The following is a 21,393-nucleotide window of genomic DNA, read 5'->3' on the forward strand; positions in this document are numbered from 1 at the left end:
GCGACGGCGGTATTCTCAGCCGGGCGATGACGGCGAAAGGATGACCGGACATGAAGCTGCTCTCTGGCAACTCCAACCGGACCCTGTCCCAAGCCATCGCCGCCCATCTCGACATGCCGCTGACCAAGGCCGACGTGAAGCGATTCGCAGACAACGAGGTGTTCGCCGTTATCGAGGAGAACGTCCGCGGCGAGGACGTCTTCGTCATCCAGTCGACCAGCTATCCCGCCAACGATAACCTCATGGAGCTGCTGATCATCACCGATGCCCTCGTGCGGGCTTCGGCTAAGCGGATCACGGCGGTGATGCCCTATTTCGGCTATGCTCGGCAGGACCGGAAGACCGGCGGTCGGACGCCGATCTCGGCAAAGCTGGTGGCGAATCTGATTACCCGCGCCGGAGCGGATCGGGTCCTGACCATGGATCTGCACGCCGGTCAGATCCAGGGCTTCTTCGACATTCCGACGGACAATCTGCTGGCCACGCCGGTTCTGGCGCAGGACATCAAGGAGCATTACCGCAAAGGTGACGACCTGATGATCGTCTCGCCGGACGTCGGCGGCGTGGTCCGGGCGCGATCGCTGGCCAAGCGGCTGGATGCCGATCTCGCCATTGTCGACAAGCGGCGGCCCAAGGCGGGCGAGAGCGAGGTCATGAACATCATCGGCGACGTCGAGGGGCGGCGGTGCATCCTGTTTGACGACATCGTCGATTCCGGCGGCACCCTCGTGAATGCGGCCCAAGCCCTTATCGACAAGGGCGCGACGGAGGTTTCGGCCTACATCAGCCATGGCGTCCTGTCCGGACCGGCCGTGCAACGGGTTTCCGACGGTCCGCTGAAGGAGTTGGTCATCACCGACTCCATCGAACAGCCCCATGAGGTCCTGACCTGCGCCAAAATCCGCCGGGTTTCCGTGGCTCCGTTGATCGGCGAGGCCATCCGGCGCATCGCCAACGAGGAATCCGTCTCGAAGCTCTTCGACTAGATTCACGGAACCCTATCGGCGGCTGCCCCATTTGCGCCGTCAGGTTGGGCGTTGCTGGACGCCGGTAATCCGAGGAGTCCTGATGCGTCCGGTTTTCTCACGCTGCGGCTTGTCCACCGCCGCCCTCGCCGCCGCCGCCCTCCTGGCCGGCTGCGCTTCCGACACTCCGACCCGGGCTGAGGTTGAGGCGGCTCGCGTCGCCGCCGCCGAAGCCGCGGCGATCGCCGCCCGAACGCCGCCGCCCATCAGGTTGAACCAGGGCGTGGCCGACGCCGCGGCGGTCTATATGGCCTTCAGCCGTGACATGGCCGCGCTCGAGGGCGGTTTTACTGATCCGGAACAGATCCAGGCGGCGCTGCGACGCGGCTCGGCCTACGATCCCGGCCAGATTTCGCGCGGGCTGGTGGCCTATGCATCGATCCTCGCTCTCCAGTCTCCGGAGTTCGTCTCCGGCGTTCGTTCGCTCGCCGATGATCAGGTGACGCGCGAAAGACTCGTCGGCCGCATTGTGGCCGATCCCAGCTACGCCTCGACGTTGCCAGGCGCGGAGGCGGCCGCGGGTCTCGTGATGTCGACGCTGGCGGCCGACATCAACGCTCTGGGCCGGGCCGCGAACTCGATCGAGAACGACGCCTACGCAATCCAGGCGCCATACGACCCGCGTCGGCCGTGGGGCGTCGCCGAGGTCACCAATCGCGAAGGTCGGCTCGAAACCGCCAAGGTCCGCTCAGCCCAGACGATGCTTCCGTCCGCGCAGGAGGCGTCGCGTCTGTTCGCGGCCGCCCACAGCGGCGGCGGCGCGCTGGCGGTCAGCGGGGAACCACGCAAGCCGCCCTACCCGCCGGCGGTGGTGAACGCCTTGGCGCTCGCCGCGCTCGCCGCCCTGGGCTACGCGGGAGACAACGCCACGGCCAATACCGACGCCCTGCAATTCGATCGCGTCAGCCATGGCTGCCTCAGCATGTCGAAGCTGAACCTTTTCCAATGCCTCGCAGCCTCGCGACCCAACTACGAGGACATGTTCTGCCTCGGCCGACACATCGTCCGCGACTTGGCGACCTGCTCGCGGGGCGCGGCCATGCCGGCGCCGATCGTCACGGTGTCGGATGTCGTTCCTGTCGAGACACGGGCCCCGACGCCTGAGCCGATCATCATCACCCCGCCGCCCCCGGCGCCGAGGGAGACGGCGCCGGCGGTATCGCGGCCCGCGCCGGCCGCTCCTCCGCGCCCGGCTCCGTCGATAACGGAAAGATTGAACACCGAGCCGGGCCGCGCCCCGTCTGAATAATCGAAATTTCCCGCCCCTCACGCTGCGGCCAAGCTGGCATTAACGCTCGTGGAACCACTTTGGCCGCGTTATAAGTGGTCGAAGTTCCGGCGCTGGAAGATGGCGCCGAGCGTCCTGGGTGGGGATTTCGTATGCTTGAGGCTTGTTTTCGCCGCGGCCTGTCGCTGGCCGCAATCGCCGCGATAACCGTTCTCGCGGCCTGCGCCACGCCAGAACCGGAGCCCGAACCCGCCCCGCCGCCGCCTCCGCCGCCGCCTCCGGCTCTCAGCCTGAACGAAGGAGTCGCGCAGGCGGCCTCGATCTACGTGGCCTTCATGCGAGACGTGGGCACCATCGAAGCCGGCTTCCCGAACGCCGAATCGATCCAGGCCGCCATTCGCAAGGGCGCGTCGTATGAGCCCGCGCAGCTGTCCCGCGGCATGATCGCCTATGGCTCGATCCTCGCCCTTCAGTCTCCCGAATTCGTTCAGGGCGTCCGCACCTACGCCGTGGATCCGACGGTCCGGCAGGAAATGGTCGCCAGGATCATCGCGGACCCGGCCTATGCCGCCACCCTGCCCGGCGCCGAGGCGGCGGCCGGTCTGATCGTCGAGGCCATCGGGAAGGATTCCGCCGCCATGCTGGCCATCGCGGATGCGGTCGAGGAAGACGCCTACACGATCCAGGGCCGTTCCGACCCGCGCCGTCGCTGGGCCACCGTCCACATCGCCGACCGCGATACCCGGCTGCAGGGCGCCAAGGCGCTCTCGGCGGTCCAGATGCTGCCCTCGGCCGAGGAATCGGCCCGGCTGTTCGCCGCCGCCAACAGCGGTTCGGGCCTTGGCGTAACCTCGGCCCGCTCCGGCCCGCCGTACACGCCGGCGGTGGTGCGTTCACTCGCGCTGGCCGCGCTGGCCGCCCTGGGCGCCGGAGGCGAGGACGCCCGCGCCAACACCGAGGCTCTGACGGTCGAGCAGAACAGCGAGTTCTGCCTGAACATGTCGAAGCTGATGCTGTTCCAGTGTCTGGCCGCGTCGCGCCCCAGCTATGAAGACATCTTCTGTGTCGGCCGCCATGTCGCCCGGGACCTGGCTGTCTGCACGGCGCAGAACATCACGCCCGCTCCGATCGCGGCGCCGACCACCGAGGTGGCAGGCTCCGAGCCGGCTCCCGTTCAGACCCCGGTCGCCGCCGGGGCCGCGGCTGCCTCGGCCTCGGCGACGGCGGCCCTGAACAGCGACGGCTGATCCGCGCGCAATCCGGGCGTCCAGACGGTTGCGTCCCCGGGCGTCTGCGTGTAATAGCCCGCGCTCTTGAATTCGAGGGTTCGAGGACCCCGCCGCGCGGGCGATTAGTCAGCGCGGCGTTTCTGTTGTTGAGGCGAGCCAGATGGCCGAGATCATTCTGAACGTTGATGTCCGTGACGGCGTCGGCACCGGCGGCGCCCGCGCCGCGCGTCGTGCGGGCATGGTCCCGGGCGTGCTGTACGGCGGCGACAAGGCCCCCGTCGCCATCTCGGTGAACGAGCGCGATTTCCGCAAGTCGCTCTACACCGGCAAGCTGTTGGGCCACTTGGTGACGCTGAAGTACGGCGACGAGACCCAGCCGGTCATCGCGCGCGACGTGCAGTTCGACCCGGTGTCGGACCGCCCGCTGCACTTCGATCTGATGCGGGTCGACGCGACGCAGACCATCAAGATCGAAGTGCCCGTGCACTTCATCAACCAGGATCAGTGCGAAGCCTTCCGTCAGGGCGGCTCGCTGGAAATCGTCCGTCACTCGGTCGAGGTGAAGGTCCGCGCCGACCACATTCCAGAAGACCTGATCGTCGATCTGGCCGGTCACAAGCTGGGCGACACCATCCGCTGGACCGACCTGAAGGGCACCGGCGACGTCGAGCCGACCATCACCGACCGCGACTTCGTGATCGCCTCCATCAAGACCTCTTCGGCCGCCATCTCGGCCGCCGCTGACGAAGCCCACGACGCCGAGGTCGCCGCCGACGTCGAAGCGACGGAACAGGGTGCCGCTGACGAAGCTGAAGCCGCGGAAGACACCGCCGAGGGCTGATCCTCCCGCGACAAGCTGCTACTGGAACGGCCCCATCCGGCGACGGACGGGGCCGTTTCCTTTTCCGGAACCCGCCATGATCATCATCGCCGGCCTCGGCAATCCGGGCCCGAAATACCAGGGCAACCGCCACAACATCGGCTTCATGGCCGCCGACGAGATCGCCCGCCGCTGGTCGTTCGGACCCGAGCGCGCCAAATTCCAGTCGGTGATCCGCGAAGGGGAGGTCGAGACCTCCTCAGGCCGCGAGCGCGTCCTGCTGATGAAGCCGCAGACCTACATGAACGAGAGCGGCCGGGCGGTCGCTGAGGCGGCGCGCTTCTACAAGGTCGATCCATCAGACGTGATCGCCTTCCACGACGAGATCGATCTGGCGCCGGGCCGCTTCCGGATGAAGGCAGGCGGCGGGGCGGCGGGCCAGAACGGCGTGAGATCGCTCATCAGTCAGCTTGGGCCCGACTTCCGCCGGGGACGCATGGGCGTGGGGCACCCCGGTGAGCCCCAGCTGGTGCACGGCTATGTCCTCAGCGACTTCCACAAGGCCGACCAGCCGTGGCTGGAGGCTCTGCTGGGTGCGGTCGCCGACGCACTGCCCTTCGCCATCGCGGGGGACGACGACCGCTACCAGGCCGAAGTCATGCGACTGGCCCCAGCGCCGAAATTCAGTCCCCGGCAGGCGGCGAGAGGCGACGGTTGAGCCTGTGACAGCCGGCCGCCTTGCCGACGGGCACGGCGAACGATAGACCGCGCCACCCCTCGGAAGGTTCTCCCCATGTCCCGCGCCCTCACGATCGTCCTCGCCTCGCTGGCGTTGACCGCCTGCTCTCAGGGCGAGGCCGCAAGGCAAGGCGATGCCGCCGGGACGGTGCAGGTTTCGGGCGCCTTGTGCCGTCCGACGCCGGTCGGGCGCCAGACCACCGGCTGCTACCTGACCCTCACTGCTGCAGCAGACGACAGGCTCGTGAGCGTCTCCAGCTCCATCGCGGGCCGCGCCCAGGTTCACGAGAGCCGGATGGAGAGCAACATGATGATGATGCATGAGCTCAAGGAGGGCCTGCCCCTCCCCGCGGGCCAGACGGTCGAGCTGAAGCCTGGCGGCAACCACATCATGCTGCTGGCCGTGACCGAGCCGCTGAAGGCGGGCGACACCGTGCCGCTGACGCTGACCTTCGCCTCGGCGGCACCGGTCGAGGTCGCGGCGGCGGTCGGCCAGCCGGCTCTGACCGACTCCGGCCACGCGGCGCACTGAGCGCGGCTCTGGCCTGACAAACCGGCCGCGACCCGCTAAAGGCTTGCGCTCACCAAGGAAAACTCAGCCCCCATGGCTCTGAAAGTCGCGATCGTCGGCCTGCCTAACGTCGGCAAGTCCACCCTCTTTAACGCCCTCACGAAGACGGCGGCGGCCCAGGCGGCCAACTATCCCTTCTGCACCATTGAGCCGAACACCGGCGACGTGGCCGTGCCCGAGCCTCGCCTCGACGTGCTGGCGCAGATCGCGGGCTCGAAGGAAATCATCCCCTCGCGCATCACCTTCGTCGACATCGCCGGTCTGGTGCGCGGCGCCTCCCGGGGCGAGGGCTTGGGCAACCAGTTCCTGGCCAACATCCGAGACTGCGACGCCGTCGCCTTCGTGGCGCGATGCTTCGTCGACGACGACATCACCCATGTCGAAAACCGCATCGATCCGGTCTCGGATCTGGAAATCATCGAAACCGAGCTGATGCTGGCCGATCTCGAAAGTCTCGAGAAGCGGGTCGTCAACGTCGAGAAGCGGGCCAAGGGCGGCGACAAGGAGGCGCAGCAGACGCTGCGCCTGATCAACATGGCCCTGACGCCCCTGCGCGCCGGCAAGCCGGCCCGCGTGGTGCAGGTCGACAAGGAGGACCAGAAGGCGTGGCACATGCTGCAGCTGCTGACCTCCCTGCCGGCCCTCTACGTCGCCAACGTCGACGAGGCGTCGGCCGACAAGGGCAATGAGCTGTCGGATCTGGTCGCGAAGCGCGCCGCCGCCGACAACGCCAAGGCCGTGATCATTTCGGCGAAGATCGATTCCGAACTGGCGGTGCTCGATCCCGCCGAGCAGGCGGAGTTCCTGGAGAGCATGGGCCTGGAGGAGCCGGGCCTGAACCGCCTCATCCGTGAAGCCTACGCCCTCCTGGGCCTGCAGACCTATTTCACGGTCGGCCCCAAGGAAGCGCGGGCCTGGACCATTCCGATCGGCGCAACCGCGCCGCAGGCGGCCGGCGTGATCCATACCGACTTCGAGAAGGGTTTCATCCGCGCCGAAACCATCGCCTATCCTGATTACGTCGCCCTGAAGGGTGAGCAGGGGGCGAAGGAGGCCGGGAAGATGCGGGCCGAGGGCAAGAGCTACGTCGTCAAGGACGGCGACGTGATGCATTTCCTGTTCAACGGCTGAGACCTAGCCGGCCGGAGTGTCCTCCAGCGTGGTGCATTTCGTCAGGGTGACCACTGCGTTGTCACGGTTCAGCCACGTCAGGCGCAGAGCCTGGCCCGCCACCGCCATGCGCACCCGCTCGCTGGAGACCACCCCTTCGGCCGTGCAGGTCAGGGTGGCTTCGTAGCCGTCGGCGACCTGATCGATCGAGGCGATGGCGCAGCTGTTCTCGTAGCCCTCGAAACGGGTGGTCGTGATCTCGATCGGCTGTTCGGGTCCTGTCGTGTTCGGACACCAGGAGACGTCAGCGGCCCAGCGGCCGACGAAGCTACGCGGGCCGGCGCCGGGCTGGATCGTGCCCGAACCGGGCGGCGGCGCGGCAGGCGGTGCCGCGGCTTCAGGCGTGTCGACGGGCTCGGCCGGATCGGTCGCCGGATTGGGCTCCGGGCGATCACAGGCGGCGACGGCGAGCAGGGCGGCCAACAGGCTCAGGCAGGTCCGTGTCATGAGCTAAAAACGCTCACAGGACGTGTCGGCTCCGCCGCCTTCGCTCCGATCACGAATTCGCGGTCACGCTTGCATCCCTCGCCAGTATTTGCGACCGGTTCCCCTGTGTCGAGAACAAGGGGGTGTCCCGGATGACTCAGAACACTAATCCATGGGCAGCGCAGATCGATCCGCTGGCGCAGGACGTCGCCGCGGTGCTCAAGCGCATGGGCGGTTCCGCGCATCAGAAGGACGTGGTCCAGTGCGTCGCCGCCATGAAGCGACAGCGGGGCGAGACCGTCGCCCAGGATCTGGCCAACCGGATCGTCGAGGTATTCGAACGCTATCGCGACCTGTTCTTCAAGCCGTTCGGCGAAGGATCGATGCGCTGGGCTCTGCAGCCGGGCGTGGCCTGAGCCATCCTGTTTTCAGCCAGCGAAAAGGCCCGCGGCCATAGCCGCGGGCCTTCGTCGTTCAGGACGAGGGATCAGAAGCGGCGGATGTAGCTGAGCGACCAGACATCGGCTTCTCCGTCGTCTCCGAAATCGCGGCGGGTCCAGTCGGCGCGGACGCCGTTGTTTTCGTCGAAGAACCAGTTCCCCCCGGCGCCGTAGGCGAGGCCGTCGAACGACTCGTCCGTGGTGACGCCAGTGGCGGTGGCCTCGAACTCCGTCGTGCCGTAGCCGACGCGGCCGAACAGTTCGAGGCTTGAGTTGATCGGCAAATAGCCGACGACGTAGGCGCCCACATCGTACTTCTGCTCGATGGTCGTGCCGGGGATGCCGAGGGCGACCTCCTCGTCGGTGACGCCGAAGGACGCCTCGCCTTCGATGCCGAGGTGCGGGGTGAATTTGGCCCCGAGCCGACCGGTCACGGCACCGAAGTCGAGCCCTTCGGCGTCGAGCTGGCTGTAGCCGAGCGTGCCGTAGATTTGCGGCGCCGAGACGCTCTGCGCCATCGCCCCCGGGGCGGCGAACGCGGACAGGGCGGCGGTTGCGATTAGCAGGTTACGCATGTGCTTGTTGGCTCCAGAAAAGTGGCTTTCGCCACCACGCCCCCCTAACGACGGAGGTGTGGAGCCACCTTCACCGTTACAAGTCATCGGGCGAGGACATAAGCGTTGCTGTAGCTGCCGGAGCACACACGCCGTTATGCAGGTCGAAGGCCCGCGACCGGGGTCGCGGGCCTGACGCGGTCAGAAGCGGCGGACGTAACTGACACCGTAGGTGTCCAGTTCGCCGCCGTTGTCCTCCTGGAAGTCGCGACGGGTCCAGTCGGCGCGGATGCCGTTGCGGCCGTCGAAGAAGTAGTTGGCGCCAACGCCGTAGTTGAGGCTCTCGCCGTCCTCGGTGGCGGCGAAGCCGGCCGTGGAGGCCTTCACCTCGGTAGTGCCGTAGCCGACGCGGCCGAAGAGCTCGAAATTCTCACTCACGGGTAGTTTGGCGACGCCGTAGATGGCCGCGTCGTACTCGTGCTCAAGCGTCGTGTTGACGCCGCCGAACATGACTTCCCCGTCCTTGACGCCGACCGAGGCCTCGCCCTCGACGCCGAAGTTGCGGGTGAAATCATAGCCGATCCGGCCGGTGATCGCACCGAGGTCGCCGTCATCGCCGTCCAGTTGGGTGTAACCGAGCGATCCGGTCACCGGCCCGTGGTCTTGCGCCATGGCCGGGGCGGTGAGAAGAGTAAGGGCAGTAGTCGCGAGAAGAACGTTACGCATTTTTTGCATCCTCTAGATGTGGTCACTTCTGCGGTGACCAGCCCCATCCAGCGGGACACAAATGGGTCGTGGTCGAAGGCGTTCCAGCAACCGCCACGACTATACCTGGACTGTGCACGACATGACACAGACGACGATACGCCAACCGTGACCTTATCGTGTTCTTATTTTGGCGGCCTGATTCCTATCGGTCCTTCTCCCGTTCCGCGCCCGAAGGGGCGTCGAGCGCGGCCTGGGCCGCGGCGAGGCGTGCGATGGGGACACGGTAGGGCGAGCAGCTGACGTAGCTGAGGCCGGCCCGCTCGCAGAAGGCGATCGAGGACGGGTCGCCGCCATGCTCGCCGCAGATGCCCATCTTGATGTCCGGCCGGGCCGCCCCGCCCCGCTCGGCGGCGATACGGATCAGGTCGCCGACGCCCTCCTGGTCGAGGCGGACGAACGGATCGGTCTCGAAGATGCCCTTGTCCATATAGGCCTGCAGGAAACGGCCGGAGTCGTCCCGGCTGATGCCGAAGGTGGTCTGGGTCAGGTCGTTGGTGCCGAAGGAGAAGAACTCGGCGTGTTGAGCGAGATCGCCGGCGCGCAGGGCGGCGCGCGGCAATTCGATCATGGTGCCGACCAGATATTCGACCCGATCGCCGGCCTCGGCGAAGACAGCCTCGGCGGTTCGGTCGGTGAGCTCGCGGAGGTATTTCATCTCCAGTCCGAGGGCGACCAGCGGGTGCATGATCTCGGGGATGGGCGCCTCGGCGGCGGTCCTCTTCACCTCGAGCGCCGCCTCGAGGATGGCGCGGACCTGCATTTCGTAGATCTCCGGGTAGGCCACGCCGAGACGGCAGCCGCGGTGGCCCAGCATCGGGTTGGTTTCGTGCAGCTCCTTCGCCCGCCGCTTCAGCTTGGCGGCGTCGAGACCTTGCGTCGCGGCAAGCGCATCGATTTCGGCCTCGCTGTGGGGGATGAACTCGTGCAGCGGCGGGTCGAGCAGACGCACCGTCACCGGCAAGCCGGTCATGATCTCGAACAGCTGGACGAAGTCGGCCTTCTGGAAGGGTGCGATCTTCGCCAGCGCGGCTCTTCGGCCCGCCTCATCGTCGGCGAGGATCATCTCGCGCACGGCGGCGATGCGGGCGTCGTCGAAGAACATGTGCTCGGTGCGGCACAGGCCGATGCCTTCGGCCCCGAAACCACGCGCCGTCCTCGCATCCAGCGGTGTCTCGGCGTTAGCCCGGACCTTGAGGCGGCGGACCTTGTCGGCCCAGGCCATCAGGGTCTGGAAGTCGCCCGTCAGCTCGGGCTCGATCATCGGTACGGCGCCGTCCAGCACCTCGCCCTTCGAGCCATCGATCGTGATGACCTCTCCTGCCCTGAAGGTTCGGCCGCGGGCGGTGAAGGTTCCCGCCCGTCCGTCGATCTGGATCTCGCCGGCGCCTGACACGCACGGGCGGCCCATGCCGCGGGCGACCACCGCCGCGTGGCTGGTCATGCCGCCGCGGGCGGTGACGATGCCGCGCGCCGCGTGCATGCCGTGGATGTCTTCCGGGCTGGTCTCCTCGCGCACCAGGATGACGGCGTCGCCCAGCTGCGACAGGCGCTCGGCCTCATCGGCGTCGAACACCACCTTGCCCGTGGCTGCGCCCGGCGAGGCCGGCAGGCCGGCGGCCACGACCCTGCGCTCGGCCTTCGGGTCCAGCGTCGGGTGCAGCAACTGATCCAGCGCCGACGGCTCGACCCGGCCGATGGCCTCCTCCTGCGTGATCACTCCTTCGGCGGCGAGATCGACCGCGACCTTCAGCGCCGCCTTGGCGGTGCGCTTGCCGTTGCGGGTCTGCAGCATCCAGAGCCGGCCCTGTTCGACCGTGAACTCGATGTCCTGCATGTCGCGGTAGTGGCTCTCCAGCCGCCCGACGACGTCGACGAACTGGCCGAACACCTCGGGCATGGCCTCTTCCATCGAGGGAGCGGTCTCGCCCATCTCCTCGCGGCCCGCCTTCGTCAGCGACTGGGGCGTGCGGATGCCGGCGACGACGTCCTCGCCCTGGGCGTTGATCAGGAACTCGCCATACAGCTTCGCCTCGCCCGTCGACGGGTTGCGGGTGAACGCGACCCCGGTGGCCGAGGTGTCGCCCATGTTGCCGAAGACCATCGACTGGACGTTCACCGCCGTGCCCCAGCTCTCGGGGATGTCGTGCATGCGGCGGTAGAACTTCGCCCGGTCGTTCATCCAGCTGGCGAAGACCGCCGAAACGGCGCCCCACAGCTGGTCGTTCGGGTCCTGCGGGAACGGATGGCCGCGATGATCCTCGACGACCCGCTTGTAATCGGCGACGACCTTCTCCCAGTCCGAAGCCGACAGGTCGGTGTCGATCGTGACGCCGAGCCGGTCCTTGTGATCGTCCAGCACCTCCTCGAAATCGTCGTGCGAGAGGCCGAGCACGACGTTGGAGTACATGGTGATGAAGCGGCGGTAGCTGTCGAAGGCGAAGCGCCGGTCGCCGCTGAGGGCCGCCAGTCCCTCGACCGTCTCGTCGTTGAGACCGAGGTTGAGGACCGTGTCCATCATCCCCGGCATCGAGGCGCGGGCCCCGGAGCGCACCGAGACCAGCAGCGGGTTCTTCGGATCGCCGAAGATCTTGCCGACGACGGTCTCGACCTTCTTCAGGCCGGCGGCGACCTGGGCTTCCAGGTCCGCGGGGTAGGTCTGGCCGTTGGCATAGTAGTGGACGCAGGCTTCGGTGGTGATGGTGAAGCCGGGGGGCACAGGCAGCCCCAACGAAGACATCTCGGCGAGGTTCGCGCCCTTGCCGCCGAGAAGGTTCTTCATCGACGCGTCGCCGTCGGCGGACCCGCCGCCGAAGCCGTACACCCACTGAGTCATCTACCAGCCCCTGAGCCGTGATCGAACGCGGCGGACTCGCTCCGCTCGCGGTGCATGGCCCCGCTTAGCGCGCGAGGGGCGGCAAGGCGAGGCTGAGCGCGTAACAAAACGTGAGCGGTCGTGACGGTTCCGGCCGAGGGCGGCGGCCCTGTCATCCGACAATCGCGAAACCCCTGCCATCCCTACGCTCCCGCGCCGTTCTCCCGTTCCCCGACCAGACGCTCCGGGGGTCCATCGGCCTCCTGCAGAGCCGTTCGCCCCCGTTGTGCAATGAGAGCACGCGCCTGCGTCAGAAGCGGACGCAGACGGGCCGCGCCAAGCCTCCGCCACTGCTCGCGAGAGGTGCGGGATGGCGGTGAACGGCGAGGATTGGCCGGGATGGCAGGGTACGGGACGGCAGGCCATTCGACGGAGAGGCCTAGATGGGGCGCGCCGCCGAGCCCGCGCTGAGCCCCGGCCCTCCCCGCTCGACCGGTTCATCATCCGGCCGGGCGGGTGGCACGAGGTCGGCGTCGGTGGACAGGAAGGAGCGGCGCGACGGCGCGACGGGACGGCTGCGGAGCAGGCGGATGAACTCGGCGAAATCACCGATCTGCTCGTTGTAAAAGGCCGCCTTCTCGACCGGGCCCATGTGACCGGCGTCCTCGACGCGGATGAGCCGGGCCTGCGGCAGGGCGGCGGCGATGGCCTCGCCCGCATGGTCCTTCGTGATCAGATCGCGGCTGCCGACGAAGACAAGGGCCGGCACGTCAATGCGCGGGAGGCGGTCGGTCACGGACCAGTGGAGCATGGCGAGGTTGCCCCGCGCCTGCACCGCCGGAGAATTCTTGGTCGGCAGGCGAGCGGTGCGGTCCAGCTGCTCGCGTGTCGGACGAGTTCCGAAGCCGGCGAGACGGGCGGCGACATGGGTCGAACCGCTGAGCCAGGCCTGCCAGTTCATGAGCCACAACGCCGGCGACAGGACGATGTCCAGCTTGCAGGCCAGTTCGACCACCGGCTGCAGCGGTTTGAACACCCGGGAGAAGATCATCGTCTCCAGCGGATTGGTGTGGGTGGTGTTCTCGAGCACGATGGCGGCCACCCGGCGGTTCAGCAGCTCGGGATGGCGGGCGCAGAAGGTCTGGACCGTCATGCCGCCGATGCTGTGGCCGACAAGGATGATCGGGCGGTCCTCCGGCAGGCTGTCGATCACCGCGTGCAGGTCTTCGGCGAAACCTTCGAGCGAATAGCCGATGCTGGGCCGGCTTGAGCGACCGAGACCCGGCAGGTCCCAGAAAACCAGGCCGAAGCGCGCGCCGAGGTCCGCCCGGGCCTCGGCCCAGATGCGGGCGGAGAGGCCCCAGCCATGGGTGAAGACGAGGATCGGTCCCTGGCCGGCGCCCTCCATCTCGACGTGCAGGGCGGCGCCGTCGGCACCGGGTACGGTCACGGCCTCCGCGCGGCGGGCGGGTCCAGTGGTCTCACCACGGCCGAGCAGCATCAGGATCGGGAGCCGGCCGAGGAGGCTGAAGCTCATCAGGGCCGCGCCCCACCAGAGGAGGGCGGTGGACGGCTCCGTCAGACCCAGCGTCTCCGCCACGTGCCAGGCGTCGTACCAACGCCACAGAAGCCAGCCGGCCACGGCGAAAACGGCGAGTGACCCGATGGCGAAGAGACGTTGAAGAAAGGCGAACAGGATCATCGGGATACTTTCGGAGAGGCGCGCCAGCCCAACACCGCCGCACCTCTGTTCGTTCCGTGAAAACGCGGGAGATAACCCGCCCTTAACCGCGATGATTCACCACTCGATCTCCAAGCTGTACGGGGCCGAGTTGAATGTCCGGGTTGAAGACCGACGTCGTTCTGAGGGGCGACTGCATCGAGGTGCTGAAGGGCCTGCCCGACGCGTCCGTCGACATGGTCTTCGCGGACCCGCCCTATAATCTGCAGCTGGGCGGCGACCTCCTGCGGCCGGACAACAGCCTGGTCGACGCGGTGGACGACGACTGGGACAAGTTCGACAGCTTCGCCGCCTATGACGCGTTCACCCGCGCCTGGCTGGCGGAATGCCGCCGGGTGCTGAAGCCTGAAGGCTCGATCTGGGTGATCGGCAGCTATCACAACGTCTTCCGCCTGGGCTCGGCGATCCAGGACCTGGGCTTCTGGGTGCTGAACGACATCATCTGGCGCAAGTCCAACCCGATGCCGAACTTCAAGGGCACACGGTTCACCAACGCCCACGAGACGCTGATCTGGGCCGCGCGGAGCCGGGAGCAGAAGCGCTACACCTTCAACTACGACGCGCTTAAGGCCTTCAACGAAGACACCCAGATGCGCTCCGACTGGACCTTCGCCCTGTGCACCGGAGAGGAGCGGATCAAGGACGCGGACGGCAAGAAGGCGCATCCGACGCAGAAGCCGGAGGCCCTGCTGCACCGCGTCCTGCTGGCGGCCACCCGGCCCGGAGACGTGGTGCTGGACCCGTTCTTCGGCACCGGCACGACCGGCGCGGCGGCGAAGCGGCTCGGCCGTCACTTCATCGGCATCGAGCGCGACGAGGGCTACGCCAAGGTCGCCGAGAAGCGGATCAAGGGGGTGGTTCCGGCTGCCCCGGAAGACCTGGTGGTCATGGGCTCCAAACGGGCCGAGCCCAAGGTGCCGTTCGGGGCTCTGGTCGAGGCCGGTCTGTTGCGGCCGGGCGATCGGCTTTACTGCCCCAAGGGTGAGCGGGAGGCGCGGGTGCGGGCCGACGGTTCGCTGGTCTCGGGGTCGCTGAGCGGTTCGATCCACAAGCTCGGCGCGCTTTTCGAGAACGCCCCCGCCTGCAATGGCTGGACCTATTGGCGGTTCAAGTCGGATCAGGGGTTGCGGTCGATCGACGCCCTGCGGGCCGAGGTCCGCGCGGGCATGCAGTAGCACCCCCTGTAACGTTGTAACCCCCGGTAGAAGCGGCTGAAAAACCGGCCGTAGGCGAGGAACCCTTCGCAAATGCGAAGGTTAATCTCGATGTCTGATTTCCGACATTGAGAGCGCGCGCCATGAAGATCGCCCAGGTCACGCCCCTCTATGAGGCGGTTCCGCCGAAACTATACGGCGGCACCGAACGCGTGGTCGCCCATCTGACCGACGCCCTGGTCGAACTGGGGCATGATGTGACCCTGTTCGCTGCCGCCGACGCGGAGACGCGGGCGCGGCTGATCCCCGTGCGGGACCAGGCGATCCGGCTCGATCCCAATCCGCTCAAGTCAGATCTCGCTGCGCACATGAGCCAGCTGGCGGAGGTGCTGAAGCGCGTCGAGGATTTCGACGTCATCCATTTCCACACCGACATGATCCATTTTCCGTTCTTCGCCCGGTATGCCGACAGGACCGTCACCACCCTGCACGGCCGGCTGGACCTGAAGGACCTGCCAGGAGTCTATGAGCGCTGGAGCGAGTTCGGACTGGTATCGATCTCCGACGACCAGCGGCGCCCGCTGCCGCTGGCCAACTGGAAGGCGACGGTGCACCACGGCATGCCCGGCGACCTCTACAAATTCTCCGAAACGCCCAGGGGATACCTCGCCTTCCTGGGACGCATCTCGCCGGAGAAGCGGCCGGACCGGGCGATCGAGATCGCCACCAAGCTGAACAAGCCGCTGAAAATGGCGGCCAAGGTGGACCCGCAGGACAAGGTCTACTGGGAGACCGTGATCCGGCCGATGGTCGAGGCCAATCCGCTGGTCGAATTCGTGGGCGAGATCGGCGACCACCAGAAGTCGGCCTTCCTCGGCGGGGCCGAGGCCCTGCTGTTCCCGATCGACTGGCCGGAGCCTTTCGGTCTGGTGATGATCGAGGCCATGGCCTGCGGGACCCCGGTGGTGGCCTTCCGGTGCGGCTCGGCCCCCGAGATCGTCGAGGACGGGGCCACGGGCTATCTGGTCGACACGCTGGAACAGGCCATAGCGGCCGCCGGCCGGGCGCACATGCTGGACCGGGAAGCGATCCGGGCCCGGTTCGAGCTACGCTTCTCGGCCACGGCCATGGCCCGGCGCTATCTCGACGTCTACGGCGACCTGCTGGCCCGCCGCCCCTTCGCGGAAGAGCCGCTGGAGACTGTCGTGACACCGCTGCGGCCGCGCGAGGACCGCAGTTTCGCCAGCCTGGCCTGACGGGTGCGCGGGACGAGGGCCTGAACCTCCGGCCGGTTTGTCCATTAGCGTACTATTGCCGTCATCAAGGGTCCGCATTCGACCGCGACCCTGTCGGGTCCTTGCCGCAGCCGATCCGGGGTTCCGTATGGACGACGCCTATACAGTTCAGGTCACGGCCGCCGAGTCGCAGGACCCGGATGGCCTTGAGCAGCTGATGGCGCTGAAGGATGCGGACACATTCGTGGTGGCCGACATCTGGGGCGACATGAAAGGCGGCGCCGACGGCCTGTTCGACCGCGACACCCGGCTGCTGTCGCGGTTCGTGATGACGGCGGGTCTGGCGCGACCCTCGCGGCTGAGCTCGGGGGTCAGCCAGGACAACGTCTTCTTCACCGCCCATTCGACCAACCGGCCGCTGCCGCCGATGGGCGGACGATCGGCGCCGGCCGGGGTGATCCATATCGAACGGCGACGCTTCGTGCGCGACCGGCGGATGTTCGAGCGGGTGCGAATGGTCAATCACGGCGTCGAGGACGTGCTGCTGCCGCTGGCCTTCGACTTCGCGGCCGATTTCGCCGACATCTTCCAGGTGCGGGGCTCGCTCCGGGCGAAACGGGGCACTCAGGAGACCCCGACCGCCGACGGACGCCGGGTGATGTTCCGCTATCTGGGCGTCGATGGCGTGCAGCGCAGCAGCTGCCTGGCCTTTTCGGAACCCCCCGCCCGGCTGACCGCCTCACGGGCCGAATTCATGCTCAGCCTGCCCAAGGGCCGGCGGATGGATCTCTATATCGAATGCGGGGTCGGAGCGTGCGAGGCACCCGACGAGGCGCGGTTCCGGTTCCATGCGGTGCAGGCCCGGGTGGCGATGCGCACGCGACGCCGGCGCGGGGCCTCGATCCGCGGACCGCGCAATCCGCGCTTCAACGACTGGCTGGATCAGTCGCGGGCCGACGTGGCGCTGCTGACCACCGACCTGCCCACCGGGCCTTATCCCTATGCCGGGGTGCCGTGGTTCTCGACGCCGTTCGGACGCGACGGGATCATCACCGCCTGGCAGATGCTGTGGCTCGATCCTAGCTTGGCCAAGGGCGTGCTGACCTATCTGGCGATGCGGCAGGCGACGGAATTCTCGGCATTTCAGGATTCGGCGCCGGGCAAGGTCATGCACGAGACGCGGGCCGGCGAGATGTCGGCGCTGGGGGAGGTGCCGTTCGGCCTCTACTACGGCGGCGTCGACACCACCTGCCTGTTCGTGGCCTTGGCGGGGGCCTATCTGAAGCGCACGGGCGACGCGGCCACGATCCGCACCCTGTGGCCCAATCTGCTGGCCGCCGTCGGCTGGATGAAGGAGCACGGCGACATCAACGGCGATGGCCTGATCAGCTACCAGCGCGCCGCCGAGTCGGGGTTGGCGAACCAAGGCTGGAAGGATTCCGAGGACTCGATCTTCCACCGCGACGGGCGGTTCCCGAAGGGCCCCATCGCGCTGCTGGAGGTGCAGGGCTACGCCTTCGCCGCCTGGGAGGCGATGGCGGACATGGCCCGGCTGATCGGCGACGAGCGCCAGGCGGAATGGGCGGCCCGGGCCGGCGCGGTGCGCGCCCTCGTCGAGGAGCGGTTCTGGATGGAGGACGAGCAGTTCTACGCCATCGCTCTCGACGGGGACGGCGAGCAATGCCGCTCGATCGGGTCGAACGCGGGACACCTGCTGTTCACTGGCCTGCCGTCGCGGGAGCGGGCGCGGGCGGTGACGAAGCGGATGCTCGGGGCCGAGTTCCGCTCGGGCTGGGGTCTGCGGACGCTGGCGACGGGCCAGGCGCGGTTCAATCCGATGAGCTATCATAACGGTTCGGTCTGGCCGCACGACACCGCCATGGCGGCGGCGGGCATGGCGCGCTACGGTGAGCGGCGGGCCGTTGCCCTGCTGCTCGGCGAAATCTACGCCGCCGCCACCCATTTCCACATGCGCCTGCCGGAGCTTTTCTGCGGGTTCGAGCGCATCCCGGGCGAGCCGCCCATCGCTTATCCCGTGGCCTGTCTGCCCCAGGCCTGGGCGGCGGGATCGGTGTTCCTGATGTTGCAGGCCGCGCTGGGCATCCGCATCGACGCCATCGAAGGCGTCGTCGAGATCAACAAGCCGCTGCTGCCGTCGGGCATCGACCGGTTGAACATCACCCGGCTGCAGCTGGGCGACGCCGTTGTGGACCTCGCCTTCCATCAGATGGGGGCGCACACGGTCGCCATTCCCCGGCGCAGCGAGGGCAATGTCACAGTGCGGACGCTGGGCTAGGCGAGAGCGCGCTGCAGCGCCTTGCGAAAGACCGTGGGGAGGGCGGCGAGCGCGTCTTCCATGAGCGTCCAGACAAAATTTCCCTCGCCCACGCCCGGTTGCGCCTCGCCCGCGCGCACCTCGAGCGTCAGCGCGAAATGGGTGAAGACGTGCTCCACGGCGCCGGCGTCTCGCCAATCCGCCGGCGCCGGGACGGGCGCTGGACCTTCGCCCGCAGCCGCCGTCCAGTCCGAGGTCGGCAGGCCGAGCATGCCTCCGAGAAGCCCCTTTGCGGGCCGCCGGACCAGGGCCACCCGACCCTCGCCGTCACGCAGGACCCAGGCCGTGCCGTGGCGTCGCGGCCGGTCGGCCTTTCTGACCTTCAGGGGGAAGCGTTCAGGAACACCCGACTGGAAGGCGGCGCACCACACGGTCAGCGGGCAGCGTTCGCAAAGCGGCCGACCCGGCCGGCAGACCGTGGCCCCGAGGTCCATCAGGGCCTGGGCCCAGTCGCCGGGGCGATCTTCGGCGACCAGCGAACCAGCCAGCCGTCGCAGGTCAGGGCGCGCGGCGGGAAGCGGCGTCTCGACGGCGAAGAGCCGGGCCATGACGCGCTCGACATTGCCGTCGACGACATTGGCCGCGCGGCCGAAAGCGATGGCGGCGACGGCGGCGGCGGTATAGGCGCCCACCCCCGGCAGGGCGAGCAGGCCTGCCTCGGTTTCGGGAAAGACACCGCCGTGCTCACCCGCCACGGCCCGGGCGCAGGCCAGCAGGTTGCGCGCGCGGGCGTAGTAGCCCAGCCCCGCCCACGCGGCCATCACGTCCTCGTCGGCAGCCGCGGCGAGATCTGAGACGGTCGGCCAGCGCTGCGTAAAGGCCTTGAAATATGGCGTCGCATGCGGCGTCGTCGTCTGCTGCAGCATGACCTCCGACAACCAGACCCCGTAGGGATCGGGGCGGGGCGCTTCCGGGCCCGGCCGCCAGGCGAGCACACGCCGGTGGAGGTCGTACCAGTCCAGCAGGGCCGCCCGGACGGCGATTGGATCGTCGACGATCTGTGCCGGGAGTTGAGCGGGGACGGGAGACATTCCCCGCGCTATAAACCGGAAATGCGCCGCACGCTGCCCACCGACGCCGAGGCCCGCGAAATCCTGTCGCGGAGGCGCACCCGCCCCGCCCCGCGACCGGCGCCGAAGGCCGGTCGGGCGCTGCAGGGGCTGATCAAGGAACTGGACGCGAAATTCGGCCGCGGCGCCTCCGCGCTGGAGCCGCGCTGGACGGAGATCGTCGGCGAACGCCTGGCGCGGGTGACCCGGCCGCAGAAGCTGACCAAGGGGCGTGGAGGCGCCGGCGGAACGCTGGAACTTCGGGTGGCGGGACCTGCCGCCCTGCTGGTGCAGCACCAGTCCGAGGAGATCCTGCAGCGGGTCAACCTGTTCCTGGGGGCAGGCAGCGTGGAGAAGCTGAGGATCGCCCAGGGCCCGGTCAAGCCGCCGGTCGGCCTGCCGCCGCCGCCCCGGCCGCGCTCCGGTCCCCGCCCCCTGCCCGCGCATCAGGAAGCGGAGCTGAAGGCCGCCGTCGCCGACGCGCCCGATCCGCTGAAAGGGCCTCTGGAGCGGCTGGGCCGGGCGGTATTGAGTGATCCGCAGAAGGGCCGCGATCGCGCCGGCGAGTGAGGCCGCTTCAGGCCGCGCTGCGTGGAGGTCACGGTGGCGCCTTGATCCTGAGGCGGAGTCCGGGTGGGCGCGAGAGCCGCTGGCGCGGTCGATCTTCTTTGGCTAGATCGGCTGTTCAGCGATAGACTGGCCGAAACCGGTCCGTCGCACCGACCCGGGCACGCGCATTTTCGGGGAATCGCGCGATGCTCCTCCCATCCCCGTGCCAGTGAGGACGACTCGATGAGCGCCACGACCCGATACGCCGCCATGAGCCGCCGCGCGGCGATCACCGCCGCCGCCCTGACCGCCATGGTCGCCCTGGCCGGCTGCAACAGCGGCGGGCCCGGCGGGGCCGCCGAGGGCGACATGGCCATGGGGCCGGAAGACGCCAAGGTGACGGTGGTCGAGTACGCCTCGGTAACCTGCCACGTCTGCGCCGCCTGGCAGGCCGAGAACTGGGACGCCTTCAAGCGGACCTACATCGACACCAACAAGGTGCGCTACGTGTTCCGCGAGATTCCGACGCCGCCCGCAGAGATCGCCGTGGCCGGTTTCCTGATCGCGCGCTGCGCCGGCGAGGACAAGTATTTCGACGTCGTGCACGAACTTCTCTCCACCCAGGAAGAGATGCGGGCCGATCCCCGCGCCACCCTCTTCCGGGTCGGCAACGGCGCCGGCCTGAGCAATGAGCGCATCCAGCAGTGCATCACCGACGAGGCGGGCATGGCCGCCATCGAAGAGCGCGCGCAGCAGGCTCGTGCGGCGGGCGTCGAGGGCACGCCGACGTTCTTCGTCAACGAAGAGAAGATCATCACTCCGGGCTCGCAGTCGGGCACCAGCCTGGCCGACCTGTCCAAGGCGATCGACGCCGAACTGGCCAAGAACTGATCGTCCGGTGAAGCGGCTTTCGCGATTCCTGCTGACGCTTCTGATTGCGATCGCTGCGCCCGCGGCGGCGCTCGCCCAGACGGTCGAGCCCGTTCGCCCGGGTGACCGCACGTTGGGCGCGCCCGACGCGCCGGTGACGCTGACGGTCTATCTGTCGACGACCTGCAGTCACTGCGCAGACTGGCACACCAACGACTTCCCGGCCTTCAAGGCGCGGTGGGTCGACACGGGCAAGGTCCGGGTGGCGTTCCGCGATCTGCCGACGCCGCCGCAACAGGTCGCTATCGCCGGCGCGGTGATGGCCCGCTGCGCCCCGGAAGAGAAGTATGACGCCGTGCTCGACGCCCTCTTCCGGGGGCAGTCGCAGCTGCGGGGCCAGCCGGGGCCGCCGCCGCAGCAGACGGTCGTGGCCTGGCTGGCGGCGGGCGGGGCGGCCGGCGGATTGAACCGCGACCAGATGAACGCCTGCTTCTCCAGCGAGGCGTCGTTCACCGAGGTCGAGGCGCGGGCCGAGCAGTCGTTCGCCGACGGCGTCAACTCCACGCCCAGCTTCTTCATCAACGGCCAACCCGTGCCGGAGACCATGGCGGCCCGTGACGTGGCGGCGTTCGAACCCCTTGTCCAGCCGCTGCTCGACGGCCGGTGATCCGCTAGCAGG

General features: G+C 68.2%; 20 protein-coding genes. 14 read left to right on the plus strand and 6 right to left on the minus strand.

Going from position 1 to position 21,393, the window contains the following annotated elements; all coding sequences use genetic code 11:
• Positions 1 to 50: 50 nt before the first annotated feature.
• The 7 genes from VEC04_RS12315 to ychF all read left to right on the plus strand — a co-directional run bounded on the left by VEC04_RS12315 (position 51) and on the right by ychF (position 6,742).
• Entirely contained in the window at positions 51 to 986 is a 936-nt protein-coding gene (locus VEC04_RS12315; protein ID WP_324777270.1) for a ribose-phosphate pyrophosphokinase, read from the plus strand.
• 82 nt (positions 987 to 1,068) lie between these two features.
• Entirely contained in the window at positions 1,069 to 2,274 is a 1,206-nt protein-coding gene (locus tag VEC04_RS12320) for a hypothetical protein (RefSeq protein ID WP_324777272.1), read from the plus strand.
• 131 nt (positions 2,275 to 2,405) lie between these two features.
• Positions 2,406 to 3,500, plus strand: a complete 1,095-nt coding sequence (locus VEC04_RS12325) for a hypothetical protein (RefSeq protein ID WP_324777274.1) — start codon at positions 2,406 to 2,408, stop codon at positions 3,498 to 3,500.
• A gap of 142 nt (positions 3,501 to 3,642) precedes the next feature.
• Entirely contained in the window at positions 3,643 to 4,323 is a 681-nt protein-coding gene (locus tag VEC04_RS12330; protein ID WP_324777276.1) for a 50S ribosomal protein L25/general stress protein Ctc, read from the plus strand.
• A 76-nt stretch (positions 4,324 to 4,399) separates the two neighbouring features.
• Entirely contained in the window at positions 4,400 to 5,020 is a 621-nt protein-coding gene (gene pth / locus VEC04_RS12335) for an aminoacyl-tRNA hydrolase (protein WP_324777278.1), read from the plus strand.
• Between the two features lie 75 nt (positions 5,021 to 5,095).
• Complete coding sequence (locus VEC04_RS12340) at positions 5,096 to 5,572, plus strand: copper chaperone PCu(A)C (RefSeq protein ID WP_324777280.1); 477 nt, start codon at positions 5,096 to 5,098, stop codon at positions 5,570 to 5,572.
• Positions 5,573 to 5,644: 72 nt separating this feature from the next.
• Positions 5,645 to 6,742 carry a redox-regulated ATPase YchF gene (ychF, locus tag VEC04_RS12345; RefSeq protein ID WP_324777282.1) on the plus strand — a complete coding sequence of 366 codons (1,098 nt, stop codon included), beginning with the start codon at positions 5,645 to 5,647 and terminating at the stop codon, positions 6,740 to 6,742.
• Between the two features lie 3 nt (positions 6,743 to 6,745).
• Here the strand turns inward: ychF and VEC04_RS12350 are convergent, their stop codons facing one another.
• Complete coding sequence (locus VEC04_RS12350) at positions 6,746 to 7,228, minus strand: hypothetical protein (protein WP_324777284.1); 483 nt, start codon at positions 7,226 to 7,228, stop codon at positions 6,746 to 6,748.
• 131 nt (positions 7,229 to 7,359) lie between these two features.
• Between VEC04_RS12350 and VEC04_RS12355 the strand changes: the two genes are divergently transcribed.
• The gene (locus VEC04_RS12355; protein WP_324777286.1) at positions 7,360 to 7,623 is read left to right on the plus strand and encodes a hypothetical protein; all 264 of its coding nucleotides are present in this window, start codon (positions 7,360 to 7,362) and stop codon (positions 7,621 to 7,623) included.
• 71 nt (positions 7,624 to 7,694) lie between these two features.
• Here the strand turns inward: VEC04_RS12355 and VEC04_RS12360 are convergent, their stop codons facing one another.
• From VEC04_RS12360 to VEC04_RS12375, 4 genes are all read right to left on the minus strand, one after another.
• A complete protein-coding gene (locus tag VEC04_RS12360; protein ID WP_324777288.1) occupies positions 7,695 to 8,222 on the minus strand; it encodes a porin family protein in 528 nt (175 codons plus the stop codon).
• 180 nt (positions 8,223 to 8,402) lie between these two features.
• A complete protein-coding gene (locus VEC04_RS12365) occupies positions 8,403 to 8,927 on the minus strand; it encodes a porin family protein (RefSeq protein ID WP_324777290.1) in 525 nt (174 codons plus the stop codon).
• A gap of 184 nt (positions 8,928 to 9,111) precedes the next feature.
• Entirely contained in the window at positions 9,112 to 11,802 is a 2,691-nt protein-coding gene (gene ppdK, locus VEC04_RS12370; protein ID WP_324777292.1) for a pyruvate, phosphate dikinase, read from the minus strand.
• A 418-nt stretch (positions 11,803 to 12,220) separates the two neighbouring features.
• A complete protein-coding gene (locus tag VEC04_RS12375; protein WP_324777294.1) occupies positions 12,221 to 13,483 on the minus strand; it encodes an alpha/beta hydrolase in 1,263 nt (420 codons plus the stop codon).
• A 134-nt stretch (positions 13,484 to 13,617) separates the two neighbouring features.
• Between VEC04_RS12375 and VEC04_RS12380 the strand changes: the two genes are divergently transcribed.
• From VEC04_RS12380 to VEC04_RS12390, 3 genes are all read left to right on the plus strand, one after another.
• Positions 13,618 to 14,697, plus strand: a complete 1,080-nt coding sequence (locus VEC04_RS12380) for a site-specific DNA-methyltransferase (protein ID WP_324777295.1) — start codon at positions 13,618 to 13,620, stop codon at positions 14,695 to 14,697.
• A gap of 122 nt (positions 14,698 to 14,819) precedes the next feature.
• On the plus strand, positions 14,820 to 15,932 hold the full coding sequence (locus VEC04_RS12385) for a glycosyltransferase family 4 protein (RefSeq protein WP_324777296.1): 1,113 nt from the start codon (positions 14,820 to 14,822) through the stop codon (positions 15,930 to 15,932).
• A gap of 127 nt (positions 15,933 to 16,059) precedes the next feature.
• Complete coding sequence (locus tag VEC04_RS12390) at positions 16,060 to 18,207, plus strand: glycogen debranching N-terminal domain-containing protein (protein ID WP_324777297.1); 2,148 nt, start codon at positions 16,060 to 16,062, stop codon at positions 18,205 to 18,207.
• On the opposite strand, the gene mutY is transcribed toward VEC04_RS12390, so the two are convergent.
• Complete coding sequence (mutY, locus tag VEC04_RS12395; RefSeq protein ID WP_324777298.1) at positions 18,204 to 19,277, minus strand: A/G-specific adenine glycosylase; 1,074 nt, start codon at positions 19,275 to 19,277, stop codon at positions 18,204 to 18,206. The genes VEC04_RS12390 and mutY overlap by 4 nt on opposite strands.
• 21 nt (positions 19,278 to 19,298) lie before the next feature.
• Between mutY and VEC04_RS12400 the strand changes: the two genes are divergently transcribed.
• The 3 genes from VEC04_RS12400 to VEC04_RS12410 all read left to right on the plus strand — a co-directional run bounded on the left by VEC04_RS12400 (position 19,299) and on the right by VEC04_RS12410 (position 21,381).
• Positions 19,299 to 19,865 carry a DUF721 domain-containing protein gene (locus VEC04_RS12400; protein WP_324777299.1) on the plus strand — a complete coding sequence of 189 codons (567 nt, stop codon included), beginning with the start codon at positions 19,299 to 19,301 and terminating at the stop codon, positions 19,863 to 19,865.
• Positions 19,866 to 20,087: 222 nt separating this feature from the next.
• Positions 20,088 to 20,735: a DsbA family protein gene (locus VEC04_RS12405; protein WP_324777300.1), complete on the plus strand. Its 648-nt coding sequence runs from the start codon at positions 20,088 to 20,090 to the stop codon at positions 20,733 to 20,735.
• Between the two features lie 7 nt (positions 20,736 to 20,742).
• Positions 20,743 to 21,381: a thioredoxin domain-containing protein gene (locus VEC04_RS12410; protein WP_324777301.1), complete on the plus strand. Its 639-nt coding sequence runs from the start codon at positions 20,743 to 20,745 to the stop codon at positions 21,379 to 21,381.
• Positions 21,382 to 21,393: the final 12 nt, after the last annotated feature.

The sequence above is a fragment of the Brevundimonas sp. genome, from assembly GCF_035626535.1.
In the GTDB taxonomy this organism is placed as follows: Bacteria; Pseudomonadota; Alphaproteobacteria; order Caulobacterales; family Caulobacteraceae; genus Brevundimonas.